This is a genomic window from Nostoc edaphicum CCNP1411 (assembly GCF_014023275.1).
GTDB classification, from domain to species: Bacteria; Cyanobacteriota; Cyanobacteriia; order Cyanobacteriales; family Nostocaceae; genus Nostoc; species Nostoc edaphicum_A.
Genome location: NZ_CP054697.1, coordinates 195877 through 213397 on the forward strand (window position 1 = coordinate 195877; position 17521 = coordinate 213397).

Sequence of the window (17521 nt, forward strand, 5' to 3'; positions counted from 1 at the left end):
TATTAACCAATCTTCATCAATTTATTAAAACCATGACTCTGGAAATTAAACATTTTGATCCCAGGCTTAATCAATGGATTTATACAGATGAGCGTAAAACTATTTTAACCGAAAAGCTCAGTAATACTTTACTAGAATTTTACTTTCCTGATAAAGAATTCTCATTTGGACATTCAGATGAGTACAGTACAGACGAAGAATTAAAGAATCATCCAGACGGACAAATTTTATTGCTATCTTCTAAAACCCGCTTACTTTATGGAGAAAAAGAATGTTTAGAAACAATTCAAAAAATTTGTCCAGATGGTAAAGACCGTGGAGCTTATGGTTCGATATTTCTTGGGGCTTGTAAAAATGCGATTCACGAGAAGCTAAACATTCTAGTAGTAGATGATTCTACTAATAATCCCGGTCAAAATGGAGGGATATTATCAAATGATTTAGCATATAAACTAGTTGGCGATTGTTATGGACAAATTTCAACACAACTTTATGACTTGCTCACTTCAAGAGAATCACAACAAGATAAAAGCTACCGTGTTATCCAGCATCGATTCGGCTGGAGGGAAGGAAACGGAGAAGATACTAGTAAATACCGCTTTGGTAAGGGAACACTTCGACCATACAAACTAGATAAAATAGAATATGCAGAACCAAATAACAAACCAAAAATAGACATAATTCTTCCCATAAGTAGTTTTAAGGGAACAGATAAGGATAGACCAGCAGGGGCGACTAAACCTCAAATTAAGCCAGGATTATATCAGCAAAATATTTGGTTGGCTGAAAAAGGACAATCTCAGCAAGGTCAGATGTCTATCTCCCAACTATTGGCATCTTTCCCCCAAGGAATTAAAGATTTTGCCGAAGAATTAGAGCTACAAGCTGAAAAACTAGCCTCTATTCAAGATGACCCTAGAATTGTTGCTGCTGACTATTGTGAAAAATACGAAAAACGCAAAGAATCATTGAACCAAAGTAAATTAAAAATAGGAGAGGTCACAAACCAAGAAATAGATATTAAAAACTTAGGGACAAATAACGATTTAGAGACAGATGAGGAATTAGATGACGAGAGTACTAAAGATGACTTGTTCATGTACAAACTCATCAAAACTGACTTACTTGGTCATCAACAACTTTTAGAAACGGAAAAAGTTAAACAGGAATTAAGTCGGTTTTTACAGAGCCAATGGCGAGATATCGCTCTGGGGAAAACGCTTACTTTTGACCGAGGGATGATTATTCCATCCAAAGAACTTAAAAATGGTGAAATTTGTGTTTCATGGGAAAAGAATGAAGAGAAAATTCTTAACTTCCGTTCTCCTTTTCTGAATTCTAACGGATTGTGTGTGTCTGCTAACAAGCACATTAAAGATCGACTCGGGCCAGATGGTAAAGACCTCAAAGGCATAATTGTAGTCAATGACGAAGACCACAAGCGCATACAAGCCAGAATTACAGAGTTAGAAGCGCAAGGGATTGATGTTGAAGAAATAGATCCAGCAGAAACAGAATCAGAACGCCAAGCACGAGACTACGATGGTGACTGCATTGGTGTAGCAAGAGCCAGCTTATATCCCAACTTAACGGCAGAGGCAGAGCGAAGAAATCTTCCCCAAAACGCCTATTCGCCCACGGTTAAGCTCAAAAAACAATCATTTTATGAACCCACCGATGGAAGCCAGCCTCCATTTGAAGAAATAGCTATCCACATGAGCGATAGCATCAGCGTGGGCATAATCAACAATCAAGTGACAGCACTGGAAGCATTAGAATCGGAAATTGAGGTACTAAAGACTTACGGTACTTTTGAGCAGAAATCAAATTATCTAGACCAAGTTTCTAACCATTACGAAACCCTGTTTGAGCAAGAACGCCAGAAAGATCCAAAGTTAATTCGAGAAGAATACAAGCCTTATATGCAAGGGGTTGTTGAAATTGCTCATTCTCAAAGAACTCCCGAAATGATCCAGAAAGCAATGGACATTAACCGTCAAATGTACCGGAGCATGATTGAAGAAGGATGTTATCAAAACCAAATAGCGGTTGATTTATTCAAAAGTGCTAAAAAACCTGAGATGAATAAAATCCGGGAAAACAGCCGCTACTTATATCGTGATGTTAATTATATTAAAGATAAAAAGTCGCGTTCAGTTTATTTAAACACAGGTATAATACCAAAGGGCTACTCACCAGTAGAATTATTGATTAGCCAAACTAATAAATATTTCCAAGAATCACAGTTAGAATCGCGTCCCATTGTCCAGTTTAAAGACTTGTTCAAAGGGGTAGAATTTTCACCACAGCAGAAATTTGCAGCGATCGCCGCCAAATACGAGTTTGATCAGAAATTCAACGCTGCGGTACGTATGGAGCGACGGCGGGAAACCGAGAAAGGGCCATCAGCAATCATCCAAACTCCACAGTCTTGCCAACTCGAAATTACCAATCTCACCCATTACGAACATCCTCTGATTTGGAAAGCCCAAACGTTGAACATTCGCCTAGACGAAATACCAGAGAAATGGCGAACTAAAGAACGCCCCCACAAATTACTAGCAGTTGCACAGATAGATGGCGAGATTGGGGAGGATAAGAAACCCGCTTACCGCAACCTGGGGACAGTTAGCCAACAATCTGTGACTGACCACAACCTCAAGGCGGGGATGGCCATGCAGGGAGCTAAACTATTAGAACTAAAACCAGAACTTACTAGAAGCCAAACTAAACTACTCTTTGCCTTGGCAAATGATGCAGCAGAAGCATTTTACGCGAAAATCCCAGAGTCAGAAAAACTTGCATCTGCTGCCGCCGCTTGGAACATCTGTGCATCTCGCCAAGATGAACTTGAAGTTGCAAGAAAAGAAAACGCAAACCCCCAAGCGATCGCTAAAAAAGTCTCTAATTTTGCCTTCGCTGCTTTCCCCAATGAGATTATCTCTCGCTTAGATAAATTGCAATTTACTGAACCAAAGTTAGTCACACTCAATAATGAAGCGAATCAATTTTTGGGTCGAGACTGGAACGTTCATGAAAAACACCCGATAGAAATTAGAGCTAGCCACCACCCAGTTGGGCATGAGCGCCATGTTTCCAGATTGTTATTTGTCCAGGATGCTGACGGCGAATATAAGGAATTCGCCATGCTCGAAACCAGAACTGCACAGCTTCCCATTGGTACGAAAGCGCTCTCTTGTATGGTTGGGGTAGAACCTGCCACAGCATCAGCAACTATTGGACTACCAGGAAACGAGCCGATTGAGATTACCATCCGTGAACTCAAGAACTTCTCTTATGCAGGACTTGTTTTTAACGCCGAACCGGTCAACTTAGAATTTGGCACTGTGCCGATTCCTGATAAAACAGTAAAAATCAAAATTGATGCTTTGACCCTGGGTGAGTTAGACAGTGATTCTGCCCAACAGTTAAAAGAAATTAATTATCTCAAAAATGGTAATCCCCTAAAATTAAAGCTCACGTCAATCTCTGAGACAGGAGATCAAGCTTTTGTCCTGGGTGAGTCTCCCAATGGAAATCTCCTCAAAATTAATAAAATTAACTTTTATGATTTTTCTGGTCAGACATTCAATGATCAAGATTACCGAAAACTGACTATCGAAACCTTAGCTTCTAAAACTAGGGATGCTGTATTTTTGAATAGTGAACCCCTGGGAGTATTGCACTTCAAAAAAGACAAAGACGCGCTCAGACAACTTGGATTGCTCAAAACCGGAAAACTTACATCCGCCGACGCTATCATTGAAAGTAATTTTTCTGTTATTTGCGCTCAAATTGACCCTAATACCGTTGAATATCCTACTATTTGGACGAAAGAATTTCAGGCTTTTGGGACTCAATCGGTTAATTCTGAACAACAAGAGATGATTGAGAGTAGTGCGAATATTCTACATCAGATTAAAGAGCGCCCTACTTTCTTATTTTCTACCCAATCAAACAAAAAACTTGGAGTCATGGGCTTGGCTGTTGACAACCAGAAAGCTGATACTGTAACTAAATGGTTAACTGCTCAAAAAGTTGAATTCTCGCTTGCCCCAACAGAAGATGTTATAAGGGAAACTAAGAAAGGTCTAGCCGTATTTAACTTGGTTGATAGCTCCATCCCTGCCAAAACTTTAGAGAGCATGGCCAAGAAATTTGGGGCTGTGATTGAAACGGATAGTGAGTATCAACAAAGGGTTAATTCCCTCGCCACACGACCGCAGTTTTTGAAACCTCCATCTCAATCAGCACAATCCCCGCCTCAACAAAGCGCTCAATTCCACCCAAACCAAGAGGTTCAAAATGTCGCCCCTCCTGTCATCAAAGGCAAACCGATTCCGATGAACTACCCTTTAATGATGCATGGTGACACTAATCCACTACCTGTAAATACTTGCATTGATGCCATGCGCGGATATGGCAGAACTCATACCACCAGAGCTTATCAACCATACAAACAGTATGGGTTTAAGGAAGGGGATATTGCTCTGGCGACAGGCATTGATAAGCAAGTCGCCTTTCGAGTCGGTAAGCAGTATCAAATCACACCTAATATGATTGCTGACCCCGTTTATCAACAGCAGTGGGCTGATATGGAAAAGCACTCACCCAAAGCATTACCAGAATTGTTCACAGGCAAACAGCAGGTGTGGGGACTACATCTTGAACCCTTGGGGGATTATGTGGAGGGTTTTATAGTCCCGTTTCCTGAACCACAAAATAGAGCCGCACTTGAAGCAACAGTCCAAACTCAATCAGTTACTATTGATGACTTGAGAAATTGGTACAATGCCGCAGATAAGTTAGGGAAGCCGGAGAATTACAAAAAACGCATTGTAGAAGTGGCAAATGGGTTTAAAGCTGGTGAGCAATTGTCAGCCGAAGCGTTGACAGTAATGAATAAAGATAAGTTTGATCTTGTTGCCATCAGTCGGTTGACTCAAATTGCTCAAAGGATTGGCATGGTTTGGGGTAAGTCTGATGAAAATGGTACTCAAGTCCAAGGGAAAATTTATGACTTGGCTTTCAATACCCAGCAGAGGGATTTAACTATTTCGCAGAAAAATGGAGAGGTAATTTTAAACTTGCAATCTGGCAAAGTGCAGACGAATAAAGTAACTCCACAGATATTGCAAACTTTTGAGGATGCGAATAGTCAGATAGATAAAATTTTAGCGAAAAATAAAAGTCAAGAATTAGAAATACAAAGATAGATTTATCTGCCTCTGGCAAAGCAGAAAGCAGAGAGTATTTCTTGATGGAGGAAAGAATAAGTTTTAAATATTGCCTTTTTGCCTTGCTAACTTGGGTTTAAGCTCCCTGCTAAATCGTAGATTTAACGGTCTACAATTACTGTTATTGTCAGAATCCCCTTTAATTGACCTTCTGCCTTCTGCCTGAATTATTCATATCAAAGCCAAAGATGCATCCAATTCAAGCTTTACAGGTTCAAGCGATCGTTCCATGAATTCGTTTTCCTAGTCCCTGCTGAAACAATCAGCTTACGGCAATGCATGAGCTGATCGCTTGTGGCTTCTACAAGAAAACCACACCAAATGGGAAAAAAGTGTTTGATGACTCTTATAAAAATGCGTTAGCGTTAGCTCCTCTGAAAGAGGTTCGCCACAAATTAAGCTTACTTTCAGAGTACCGCAACCGTGCAGCAAGGTTCAAAGTTCCAGCATTGTGGGTGGATGCTTGGTGTCAAAGGTGCTTTGTATCGTTCACGGAAATGGTAAAGTGGCGAAGGGTTATTCAGTGAGATGCGACAAGTCTATGAGACACTTACAACACATGAGATTTTAGTCAAAGATTGTGTCGGTTACATTAATCGTGTACTATTATATTAGTACAAATATACTGTAGTCTACGATGAGCAAGCCAAAAAGTGTTAAAGATTGCAAAAAAAGCAACTATAATTAAGCGATAGAAATATTCTATAAAATCTTTATATTTTATTAAATAAAAAGGATTATGAATCTTTATATACATTTGTCTTTGTTCATTAATTAGATTATTTTGTGGCAGTAAACAGAGAGAAAGGTCATGTTGGATAAACTAATAAAATATTTTGTCTACGCGACAAAAGGGTATATTACAAAAACACAACTGATCAAGTTTTTGTATTTAGCTGATCTTTACTCTGTTAAGTGGACAGGAAAGCAGCTGACTGATCTAGATTGGTGTTATTATCAATTTGGCCCTTGGAATGAGGGTATAGATGCTGCTTTAAATGAAATGAATGGGAAAGAGATTATTCAAGAGTCTCAGTATAATGCAACATATATTAGACCTGTGAATCAAGCTGCTCAGGCAGATGATTTGGACATACCTCTCAGTATTAAGTTTGTACTGGATAATATTCGGAGAGAGTGGGCTGGCTCAGATAAACTGAATCAGTTACTAGAGTATGTATATAGCACTGCTCCAATGCTGGAAGCAAAAAATACCCATAGACCAGAAGAAAAAGCTAGACTTAACTTACAAGCAGAAAGAGAAAAATTAGTCAGTGAATTAGGATTGTAAAGTGGCTGGACAAAGACCTAGACAAGGTTGGATCTATTCCATAAATCCCTATAGGGTATCTCTTCGTTGCAAACTGGGTCATGTCCATATTTATAATTTAGATGAGCCAGGTGAAGTAGAATGTCAAACTTGCACTGAGAATATTAATTCAAGTAGGGTTTTCAGAGGGATACATCCTTATATCATCTGGACAAGCGATAAATTTCAAGATGAATCTGGATATATAGCAACATTTTCCGTTATTCCTCTGACTTCACAAGGAACATTTAACGGTTTACCAACTACATATCCAATTAACTCTACAAGTAGAAATGGTCTTGATAAAAGTTCATACGCTTTAGTTCATCAAATATGTACTGTTGATGCTAATTGCTTTAAAGGCTCATCAGCCAATTGGTTAGAGAGAATTGGACAATTGGATAAAGCAGATAAAGAAGCTATAGAAGAACGTTTAAAATATTTTTTGAATATTCAAGAGAATCCTAGTGAAGACTGGTTTGCTCAAAATGCGTCTCCAGAATTTTTGAAAAAAATCTTTGATTATCTACCTGAAGATACAAAAAATTTAGTAATAGAAGAATTAATTAACAATTTAGACTCATATAGGACTAATATTTGATTTCTGAAAAAGCTCCGTACATTTGAAGAGTCGCAAAATCAAAGGTAGTGTGCCGGATAAACCACTCAAACATCCATTTGAGATGTGAGAACGAAGGAATCAAGGCACAGAAACGCCGCACCCAGGTTTTAGCTTGTAACCAAATATCCTCAATTGGATTTTGTGACGGGCAATTAGGAGCAAAGCGGACGCAGTGAATTTTCCACTCCTCTTGAGACAAATCTTGGTTTACCTCGCCTAAAAAGTTTTGAACCAGATGTGAACGATGGTAAGAAGCACCATCCCCAAAAAAAGAAGTAATCTTTGATTGGGGGGACTGATCTAATAAATAACGTAGATAATCAATTGTATTTTCTGAGTTACCTGCGTTATACGCTTTTAGTAGTAAGCTTCCCTCCAGATAGTCAACTGCCCCGTAGTATGTCTGTTTGTCTCGTATATTAACAACTCTCACTGCTATTTCTTGGTCAGTTTTTCCCCAGACATACCCACTTAAATCTCCCCACATTAAATGACACTCATCAAGCAGCAATACTCTCAACTTTCCTTCTTCAATTTCCTGCCGATGCCTTGCCAATAGTGTTTCAATCTCTTTTTTTTTTGCAGCAACAGCGTCCTCGTCAGCTTTTGGATTTAAAGAAGTAGTTTTCTTCCAACTAATTCCTGCCGCATCAAATAAGTCATAATAGCTCCGCTTTGACTCATAAGTTACATCATATTCAAAAGCCAATTTATATTCGAGTTCACCAAGTTCCCAACATTCTTTTGTTTGCAACCAACTTAAAACTTCTTCTCGTTGTTGAGCAGTTAAGTAACTTTTTTTTCCCTTGTGGTTCAGGCGCAGTCCCGAAATTCCATCTTCCTCATAAGCTTGCTTCCAGCTTGTTATCGAACCCAGTGACACATCTAAAATTGTTTGAATTTCCTCATACTTGTAGCCTTGATAAACCAATTTGACTGCCAACGCTTTCCTCACCTCACGCGCATCTGGGCGATCATCTATAAATTCTTGTAGTTCTGCGATCGCGGCTTGTAGATGCTGGTTTATCATTGTTAGCTATTAGACAAATATTCTGTCCGTATTATCTCGTAGTTTTTTTCAGAAATCAAATATGATTCCTATAATACCTGTATATTTATCAATAACATTGATATTCTAATTATTACAAATTCGGCAATCTCCGTAGTGCTGTTAGCTTGGTCAGTGCAAAGTGCGATCGCTTATGGAATGGTACGCTTGATTTATGTGAAACCTGCTTGCTGACTATCTTGTTGGGGTAGGGTGTAGGAAAAAAATCAAGAAAAGTAAATATGAGTGCGAACATAATTGAAGAAGAATTCAGCTATTCAGAATTCAGGAGTCAGCAATCTTGACGCTCTCTACGAGACGCTACGCGTAGCTTGCTTCTCCGTAGGAGTACGCAGACTCGCTATCCGCCAGTCATACACAATACCTTTCCTGTATTCTGACTCCTGACTCCTGAATTCTGTTTGATAAACTTCTTTGCGGGAGCAACGCTGGCATGAGCATTACTACACCCCACACCCAAAAACCTTATAAATAAGGGATTGCCTCATATCTTGCGTGCCATTCGGCTATAAGTCAAAGTCAAGGCTGAAGGTTTCGCTTGAAGAATCTTCTTCTTTCTTCTGTGCCAATGGAGTTGAAGTCATTGAAGGAAGTTTGTTCGGCTCAGTAGTAATCGGCGTGAAAGCTACTTGTTGTGTAGCTAATCCAGCCTTGATGAAAACAAAATAGCAGTCAATTATAAAGTAAAGCGTCTCCAGGTAACTTTTACCTAGTTGTTGGGACTCTGCAAATATGCGCTCTCGGTAATTATCTTTGAGGCGAACTTTTTCCGGTGCTAAGTCTTTTTTATCTGCCATTGCGATCACTTAATAGATGTAGATGCTGGATTCTTGCTGCTGATGGCTTTTGCCATCTCTAAAAGCCCAAAGACATTAGCTTCTACTGGGTTGTCCAGTATTTTGAACCCGTTTTTCTCTAAAAGCTTCTTAAATCCAGGTAAGAGGCAGCCTCCACCAATCGCCCAGATTTCATCCCCTTGGTGTTTAGCATCAAGCGTCAGATTCACCACTTTCTTTAAGTATTTTTCATACCAATCTTTTAAACAAGCGCTGTAAACATCTTTGATATCGATGTCACGGCTGTACCGAGTATGCCCCATTTCCAGACAAAATCGGATTTTGGATGCATCCCCGATTTTTCCGCCATTTAAATGTTTCATCTTTTGGGAAATATCATTGATGAGAACTTCTACGCCAGTGGGGTAGGCGGTGTGAACTTCTCGTTTCCCTTGGTTGTAACGAGAATACAAAGTTGTGCCATTGCCAAAATCTAAAATGGTTAATTTTTTGGGTAGTTGATGCCCAAACAATGCACCCATCCCTTCTAGTACGACTTTCAGGACTTCGATCTTCACCTCTGATTGTTTGCCAGCAAGTATTGCCTGATATTCCCCGTTTAGTACTTTTTGCAATTCGTCAGCCAGAGCGACATCATGTAAGCTAACAACTAATTTTAAATGCCAAGCTTTACGGTGTGGAAGATGTGCCAATGCACCGAATAAAGTCAATAATGCGTTATTGACTTTGTTTTCATTGTTACCAGTGTTTCGGTCAAAATAATTTCCTGTACGGAAAGCTGATTCTCCAACTCAACTGTGTAAGCATTACCGTTAAAAACTACCCTCCCAGGTACGTCTTCCATCTCGGCATTGGTTATATAGCTGGGGACACGAACTACTTCAAAGCCATCGACTAAAAGTTTTAGGCTTTTTTTTCTTCAGCGTCAAAAAATTATCATAACCTCTTGGGGGCTAAGTGGGGTAAAACCTCACTCAATCGAATATACCCCATACAGCCCCCATAAAGCCCCCATATAGGAGTCAAAATTTGTTCAAGCCCCTAAATGATTTTGGGGTACATATAGCCCCCATACAGCCCCCATGAGTTTTTTGAAATCTTTTCTATGAACGCAGCAAAAATTAATTTAGATCATCGTTGACTGCTTGATTTATACTTTAGTGCCAATCTTTTGTTAGCAATTTATTTCCCTGCAAGATGTCTAGCTAAAGCTCTGATCCACTTACTCTATATCGCGTTATCGCGATGATTAAGTAACGAGAGGTTAACCCTTTTAAGTGTAATGCTGGGAATAGTGAGTGATCCGGCTTTCACTCTATATCGCGTTATCGCGATGATTAAGTAACGAGAGGTTAACCCTTTTGAGCGTAATGCTGGGAATAGTGAGTGATCCGGCTTTCACTCTATATCGCGTTATCGCGATGATTAAGTAACGAGAGGTTAACCCTTTTAAGCGTAATGCTGGGAATAGTAAGTGATCTGGCTTTCACTCTATATCTGTCACTATACCCAAAAGATTTCCGGGTCTGGAAGCATAACCGAGTATTTCAATGTCTGAAACCATTATTGTTGCGTTACTGGATTGTCAGTAAGTCCTAACATTGGAAGGATAACTTGTCTTTTGACTCAAAATGGAAGCATAAAGCTATCCGCGAGTCCCAAAAAGGAAGTATCTTTTAAACCTAATAAAAACGTTGGTTCAACACTAGTTCTATTTTTTACATCCTCGCTGGGCTTAAGTTTGGGGCTTAGAACCATAATTTGTCCTTTTGGCGATTGGAAGCATAAGCCGTCCTTTTCTGCCAAGTTATCGTTCCAGTGACAATATCGCGTTATCGCGATGATTAAGTAACGAGAGGTGACTGTAACCATAAGTTTGCCGCTTTTGAAAGCATAGCCTTGCCGCAGGACAAGCCCAAGGGCTTGATTTAACGTTCTGCGATCGCAGTCAAAGCATTTGGTTTTGAAACCAAAAAGTTGCCGAAAGTCTAAAAATCAAGCATAAACCTGCCGAAAGTTCAGGGATTATGTACCCTCAAATACCTGAAGTAACAAGATTGCCTCTTAAAAACCCCAAAAATTCAAGCTGTCGTAAGTCCATTTGAAACTATAAACGTGCCATCCCGGTAAACTTATGCTTACAGTCACACGAGAGGTTAATCCTTTTAAGCGTAATGCTGGGAATAGTGAGTGATCCGGCTTTCACTCTATATCGCGATATAGAGTCGCGATCACTGGTTCTAATTGGTTAGCCCTAATAAAGTTTTTTTAGTTAAACAAAGATAACAGTAGAAATCAGGTTTGACTTTCTGTGTATATCGCGTTATCGCGATGATTAGTTAACGAGGAGTATCAATCGAGTGGTGGTGTTTTAGAAAGAGCATCTGAGATGATTTGTGCAAGCTTATACTCAAACTCAGCCAGAGCTACTGGATCACCATTTGGTGGACGCTCTAGCTTTTCCGAGTGGCTAGCTTGTGCAATAATCTCTTTCTGCGCGTGTCGAAGAATTGTCATGCAAGACCTTAATACATGACTAAGTTTGAGAGGAGTTTCTAGTTCCTCGGCAAGGCGAGAGACGAATCGTTCAATTTCTCTTTCCTCAGATTTAGTCAAAAGTACCCGCTTCTCTCGACTTAATTTTTCGATTACTGGTGCAGGTTGTATTGGTGGAGATTGTTGAGGGTCAAGAGTTATTGGCTCCACTAAAGTTGAATCTCTCACAGATGGAGCAGCAGTATTATCTGAAACTGAAGTTGTTTCCTCTGAATCGGAACCCCTGAGAACAGACCGTACCAATGCTTCGTCTACTGGGCGGTAGGGTTTTTCATTTCCTGAAACGCGTTTAGCCATTGGTGACTACTTTTTGCCTCGCTTTGTTGAAACAGCAGATTTTATAGTAGATGTTGTAACTGGTTCTTCAAACTCAGCAATACGAGCTTCTATTTCCTTAGACAGCTTACGATATTGGTTTGTGACTTTGTGGTTTGGTGCAGTTTGGAAAATTGTCTTCCCTAACTTTTGGGACTGAGGTACAACCGTAGAACGGCTGATGAGTGTATCAAATTTTAAAGACTTACTACCATCAGAAAAAAGTTTCTCGACATATTCAGTTAGAGAACTAGCTAATATAGTTCTGCTATCTACACAACAAAGAATTACTCCTAACAAACGTAAATTCGGGTTGCCGTAACGTTGAGCGCCTTGAATGTCAGTTAAAGCATCATTAAGTCCTGCGATAGCAAATGGGTCAGGAGTGGCTGAAAGAATAAACCAGTCAGCCGACTTATAGGCTGCAATTGTTGGTGTAGTTGCATTAGGCGCTGTATCAAGAAAGATGTAATCATACATTCCAGCAAGCTTGCGTAAAGGATTAATCAAAACATCTTGAGTAACCAAAAACTTATCTCTAGCTGCGAGTGCTTGATCTATCTTTTCTAGATTTCGACGAGCTGCAATCAAATGAATATTTTTAGGTAACTCTACTCCATCATCAGGGGTAATGATTACATCTGTTGGTTCTTCTTCCCCAGTCAAAACTTCAAAAGTACCAAGGAAGCTTTCGCTAGGAATTCCTAAATGCCGGGTAGCTCCCTGGTTCATATCTAAATCGAATATTAGGCATCGCCTTCCCATTTCACCTAAAGCAGTTGCAATATGAATCAGGTTACTAGTTTTTGCAACTCCTCCCTTTTGATTGCCCACTGCAATTACTTTAGTTTTTCGTGCTGTTACTTCATGGCTCATGTAAGTGTCCTCAATAACCAGCAAATTTTAATAGCGACTTCGCATTATAGTAATGTCGCGTTATCCGAAACTAGCGTTATAGGATACTCGCGTTATCGCGATTTAGTAAGTGGGCTGATAATACCACTCGATAAGTAAGATCCTTACCGTACAACAATTTTTCAGTTTTGATAACGAGTTTGTATTATAACAATGTCGCGTTATCCGAAACTAGCGTTATAGCAAACTCGCGTTATCGCGATTAAATAAAAAAAAGAGCTTATTATTTTTTTTAAGGGTAAAAAAGACCCAGATTAAATACCTGGGCCTTTGAGGTTGGGAATTACCCCAAGATTTCAATCACAGCCGCTAGAATAGCTGGGGCTTTGTCTGAAACCGGAATGAATACCCGCTTTTGCCAGTTGATGATCTCGGTGAAGCAACCCACAGCTAAGAGTCGCTCTGCCAGTGAGATACCATTAACCAGTTCTATGCGAGGTTCATTAGCAACGAAAGACCGCCGCAGCGTAATTCCTCCTGGTAGTTGCTGTGTATATCTCTCGTTTAATACCAGCGAAACAAGTTCTTCTGGAGAAAGGACTTGATTTCTTAGTCCGAGTTGTTCGCGCACGGTTTGAATGTCGTGAGCATTCACCACCCGACCAAGAATCTTTTGCCCATCGCTGGTTTGTAGTCGGAATACTCGACTATTCTGCTGTGGTAGGATTTTCCAAATGGGCAACAAAATACCGGTGACTAAATGCAAGTAATCGGTTGTGAACTTGGGTAATTCGTTTACTTCAGTAGACCAAGCAGCAGTAAACGCATCAATAGAAACTTGCCCCCATGTGGAAGATTCCAAGTCTTGGACTGGTACGCGAGTTTCCTTCTGTGGACGAATCAGCAAAACTCTTGGGACAACACCACCATCCGCGTCGTAGATACTATGTGTCGGAATTGATACAGCAGCATTGCCTGACTTGGAGTTGATCATGAGCCTTCCTTGATATTGAGTGGCGAACTCTAACATCTCGTCAGCAGTTCTGATGTTGTTCTTCTGAGTGCGTTCCACTTTCAAGTAATTGGTGACGCTACCAGTTTGAGCATGAGTATATACAGCTTCCTGGCTCTCAACAGTAAACCGTTCAGCCCGTAAAGTTTCCACACCCATCTCATAGACCCCTGCGGCGATCGCTGCTTCAATCTGTTGACTTAGCAACAACTCAAAACGCTCGAAAATGATGTTTTGCATATCGATGCGTAAAGCCAGTAGTCGGTTAAGGAATTGACGCAGGGGTGGGAGATCGATCTTCATCCCGCCTTCGTGGGAAGTCAGCGATAAACCTGTCATTTGCTCGAAAGTGCCGAGTGACACTTCATAAAATCGACCTTGGAAGATTTGCTTAAATAACTCATACAAAGCGTGTTCTGCATACTGAGATTCAAGATTATCTTTAGCCTCAAATATCCCATTGCCTCCGGTTTGCCTTTGCCCCCTTGTGAGTGCCCCCAAGCTATCCAGCCGTCGGGCAATGGTTGAGATAAAGCGGCGTTCACCGATGACGTTAGTGGTAACAGGTCGGAAAATAGGTGCTGATGCTTGGTTAGTTCTGTGCGATCGCCCTAAACCTTGGATGGCATTGTCTGCTCTCCAGCCGGCTTCCAACAAATAATGCGATCGCCGCCGACGATTCACAGCATTTAGATCAGCATGATAACTCCTGCCTGTGCCGCCGGCATCACTGAAAATGAGGATTTGCTTGTCTCCCTGCATAAACGCAGCAGTTTCAGCAATATTCGCCCCACCACCGCGTGAATCCACAAACAAACGTCCAGATTCATCTTTGAGAACTCGTTTACTACGACCCGTAACTTCAGCCACTTGCTTATTACCGAAGTGCCACAGCAATTGTTCTAATGCACCAGGGATTGGATCAAGACGTGCTAACTTATCGACTAAGGCATCTCTCAAAGCTACAGCTTCTTGTGAAATAACTGGAGAGCCATCAGCGTCAAAGACCGGCTCGGATCTTTCTTCTCCATCAACGCCAGAATGGATGGAATGAAGATGAACAGGGAAAGCACTCATCAGGTAATCCATGAGGTATTCCCGTGGGGTCAGGTCAAGATTAAGATCCTTCCATTCCGAAGCCGGAACTTCATCAAGTCGTCGTTTCAAAAGTTCTTCATTAGTCGAAACTATTTGAATGACAACTGCAAGACCAAGGGATAGATCCTGCTCAATCGCTTTGATCAGGGTAGGGCATTTCATCCCGGTCAGCAGATGATTGAAGAATCTTTGCTTGTGTGACTCAAACTGCGAGTTGGCAGACATCTTAGCAGCACGATTGTACGTTTTTGCGCCAGAGATATTACAAGCTTCTAACGCTTTTTCTAAATTATTATGAATAACCTGAAAAGCATCGGAGTAGCTATTGTAAATCCGTTCCTGCGTGGGCGTTAAATCAATGTAGAGAGTTTGATACTCAACTCCCTCGAATGAAAGGCTCCGCGCCAGATACAGTCCCAAAGCCTTGAGATCCCTGGCGACCACTTCCATCGCAGCGATACCACCGCCCTCAATGGATTCCACAAAATCCTCACGGGAGGTAAACGGAAAGTCGCCCGTCTGCCAAAGCCCCAGACGATTTGCATAAGATAGGTTAGAAACCTTCGTCGCTCCAGTCGCGGAGACATAGACAACTCTTGCCCCAGGTAAAGCATTTTGCAACCGCAGCCCAATAATGCCTTGCTGGGATGCTGCAACCATGCCCAGTTTACCCTCTTGCGCCATTGCGTTACCCATACTGTGGCACTCGTCATAGGCGATCGCTCCCTCAAAGTCCTTGCCTGCCCACTCAACGATTTGCTTGAGCCGACTTTTACCGTTCTTTTGAGAGCGAAGAGTTGAGTACGTGCAGAACAGAATACCTTGGGTGAAAGGGATGGGGTCGCCAAGTTTGATGTTGCTCAGGTCAATGATATCTTTTTCACTACCTCCGAGCGCACACCAATCTCTACGTGCGTCCTCAATAAGAGCAGAACTCTTTGATACCCAAATGGCTTTTCTTCGTTCCTGACACCAGTTGTCGAGGATGATTCCTGCACATTGTCTTCCTTTCCCCGCGCCTGTCCCATCGCCTAAGAACCAGCCACGACGAAATTTTACGGCATTTTCTTCGCCAGTTGCCGCTACAGTCACATTATCCCATGAATCATCCACAATATAAGACCCAGACAGAAATTCACAGTGAGCCTGACCTGCGTAAATAACGCTCTCAAGTTGTGCTTCTGATAACAAGCCTTGTGTAACAATGTTTTGTGGGAGATGTGGTTTGTAAGTGGGAGCGGGGGGCGAAACAAGTGCTAGGGCTGCACTTTCGCACAGTAGGGACGGATGAGCTAAAGCATCTTTAATTCTGATTCGCTGTGGGCGATAGGTTTCATATAAAGTATCTTTGAGTCCTTCTGTAGCAGACCATTCGATAACCTCATACTCCAACACTACTACGTCGTCTGGAAGAAAGGAGACTGTTTCTGGTTGTGCAACTGTAATACGCTTTGGCAATTGAACGACAATTGCCTTCGCAGCAGCTTTGACTTTTTCTGAGCGTTCCCACAAAGATCGCTTAGGTAATTGCTCAATCAACGCTAGCAGTTCGGGCAAGTCCAAGGTTTCGGAAATACAGGGGATGTCACTGTGATTATCAGCCGGAACCTTGTCAATTACTGTGATTCTGGTATCGATTTGTGTACCATGTTTTGAGTAAACCTTGCCGTTAACCCCGACTGACATTAAAACTCGCGCTTCTGAGTGCCACCTAACAAAAGTCTCTCGCCAGCTTGGGTTAGCCGGAGAGAACCAATTGGCTGTGATTGTTACCAGTCGTCCACCGTCAGCCAGTCTTTGCAATGCCGAGTTGATGTGGCGAGGAGTTGCGTCGGGGTTACGACTGTTGATTTTGGGAGATGCAGAGAAAGGTGGATTCATCAAAACAACTGAGGGCTGAGTCTTGCCAACCAGATAGTCGTTAATCTGTTCCGCGTTTACTGAGAATAGTGGAGTGCCAGGAAACAACCGACGCAGAATCTTACTTCTATCGGGTGCAAGCTCGTTTAGCATCAGACTTGCACTGTGCAGTTTAGCCATTTGTGCCAATAGGCCAGTTCCGGCACTTGGCTCCAGCACCAAATCAGTAGCTTGTATAAATCCTGCTTTGGCTACCAGATAAGCAAGCGGCAGAGGGGTGGAGAATTGCTGAAGCTGTACTGATTCTTCACTACGGCGAGTATGCGTCGGGCAGAGGGCTACTAACTTCTCCAATTCCAATAATACTGTTAGCGGCGGTTCTAATAAAAGCTTGTAACCTTTTTGACGCAGATATAAAATTTGCGCCACTTCCACAGCTTCGTAAGCATCTTTCCACTGCCATGCACCAGACGCGGCAGTGCCTAGAAAGTAGCGATTCATCTGGGAAGAAACAGTTTTCGTAGAGAGAGGGCGATTATCTGTTAAAACTTTTGCAAGCTCTTGGGCAACACTAATAACTGACTGCCCATAATCGATTACTGTTTGCAAATCGAATAAAGAACCTTGAGTGAAAAGTTGCTGTACCATTGCATCACTCACAATATTATTTTTTCACTTTTGCTATGGCGAAGCCTTCCTCTTACTAATAAATGAGGCAATTACCAAGAAGGGGAAAAGGGAAAGGGGGAAGGGGAAAGGGCACAGAATCTAGAACTTTTTCCCACAAGGTA

9 protein-coding genes and 1 pseudogene are annotated in these 17521 nt (G+C 41.4%); 4 read left to right on the forward strand and 6 right to left on the reverse strand.

What is annotated here, in order from left to right; all coding sequences use genetic code 11:
• Positions 1–32: 32 nt before the first annotated feature.
• The 4 genes from HUN01_RS02470 (at position 33) to HUN01_RS02485 (ending at position 7147) form a co-directional block, all read left to right on the forward strand.
• Positions 33–5216 carry a hypothetical protein gene (locus tag HUN01_RS02470; protein ID WP_181927303.1) on the forward strand — a complete coding sequence of 1728 codons (5184 nt, stop codon included), beginning with the start codon at positions 33–35 and terminating at the stop codon, positions 5214–5216.
• A 296-nt stretch (positions 5217–5512) separates the two neighbouring features.
• The gene (locus HUN01_RS02475) at positions 5513–5764 is read left to right on the forward strand and encodes a hypothetical protein (RefSeq protein ID WP_181927304.1); all 252 of its coding nucleotides are present in this window, start codon (positions 5513–5515) and stop codon (positions 5762–5764) included.
• A gap of 284 nt (positions 5765–6048) precedes the next feature.
• The gene (locus tag HUN01_RS02480; protein ID WP_104910153.1) at positions 6049–6528 is read left to right on the forward strand and encodes a type II toxin-antitoxin system antitoxin SocA domain-containing protein; all 480 of its coding nucleotides are present in this window, start codon (positions 6049–6051) and stop codon (positions 6526–6528) included.
• A 1-nt stretch (position 6529) separates the two neighbouring features.
• Complete coding sequence (locus tag HUN01_RS02485) at positions 6530–7147, forward strand: type II toxin-antitoxin system PemK/MazF family toxin (protein ID WP_181927305.1); 618 nt, start codon at positions 6530–6532, stop codon at positions 7145–7147.
• Here the strand turns inward: HUN01_RS02485 and HUN01_RS02490 are convergent.
• The 6 genes and pseudogenes from HUN01_RS02490 to HUN01_RS02515 all read right to left on the reverse strand — a co-directional run bounded on the left by HUN01_RS02490 (position 7137) and on the right by HUN01_RS02515 (position 17390).
• Entirely contained in the window at positions 7137–8198 is a 1062-nt protein-coding gene (locus HUN01_RS02490; RefSeq protein ID WP_338044485.1) for an IS630 family transposase, read from the reverse strand. The genes HUN01_RS02485 and HUN01_RS02490 overlap by 11 nt on opposite strands.
• Before the next feature lie 545 nt (positions 8199–8743).
• Positions 8744–9034 carry a hypothetical protein gene (locus tag HUN01_RS02495; RefSeq protein WP_181927306.1) on the reverse strand — a complete coding sequence of 97 codons (291 nt, stop codon included), beginning with the start codon at positions 9032–9034 and terminating at the stop codon, positions 8744–8746.
• Positions 9035–9039: 5 nt separating this feature from the next.
• Positions 9040–9944 (reverse strand): annotated as a pseudogene (locus HUN01_RS02500) (ParM/StbA family protein); the annotation flags it as partial.
• A 1442-nt stretch (positions 9945–11386) separates the two neighbouring features.
• A complete protein-coding gene (locus HUN01_RS02505; RefSeq protein WP_181927307.1) occupies positions 11387–11887 on the reverse strand; it encodes a hypothetical protein in 501 nt (166 codons plus the stop codon).
• 6 nt (positions 11888–11893) lie between these two features.
• Positions 11894–12781 (reverse strand): ParA family protein, encoded by an 888-nt coding sequence (locus HUN01_RS02510; protein ID WP_181927308.1) that lies wholly within the window; start codon positions 12779–12781, stop codon positions 11894–11896.
• Positions 12782–13103: 322 nt separating this feature from the next.
• Complete coding sequence (locus HUN01_RS02515; protein ID WP_238845412.1) at positions 13104–17390, reverse strand: strawberry notch family protein; 4287 nt, start codon at positions 17388–17390, stop codon at positions 13104–13106.
• Between the last annotated feature and the right edge of the window lie 131 nt (positions 17391–17521).

Coding starts and splice junctions, on each gene's coding strand:
- HUN01_RS02470 (WP_181927303.1), top strand. CDS start 33: ATGACTCTGGAAATTAAACATTTTGATCCCAGGCTTAATCAATGGATT.
- HUN01_RS02475 (WP_181927304.1), top strand. CDS start 5,513: ATGCATGAGCTGATCGCTTGTGGCTTCTACAAGAAAACCACACCAAAT.
- HUN01_RS02480 (WP_104910153.1), top strand. CDS start 6,049: ATGTTGGATAAACTAATAAAATATTTTGTCTACGCGACAAAAGGGTAT.
- HUN01_RS02490 (WP_338044485.1), bottom strand. CDS start 8,198: ATGATAAACCAGCATCTACAAGCCGCGATCGCAGAACTACAAGAATTT.
- HUN01_RS02495 (WP_181927306.1), bottom strand. CDS start 9,034: ATGGCAGATAAAAAAGACTTAGCACCGGAAAAAGTTCGCCTCAAAGAT.
- HUN01_RS02505 (WP_181927307.1), bottom strand. CDS start 11,887: ATGGCTAAACGCGTTTCAGGAAATGAAAAACCCTACCGCCCAGTAGAC.
- HUN01_RS02510 (WP_181927308.1), bottom strand. CDS start 12,781: ATGAGCCATGAAGTAACAGCACGAAAAACTAAAGTAATTGCAGTGGGC.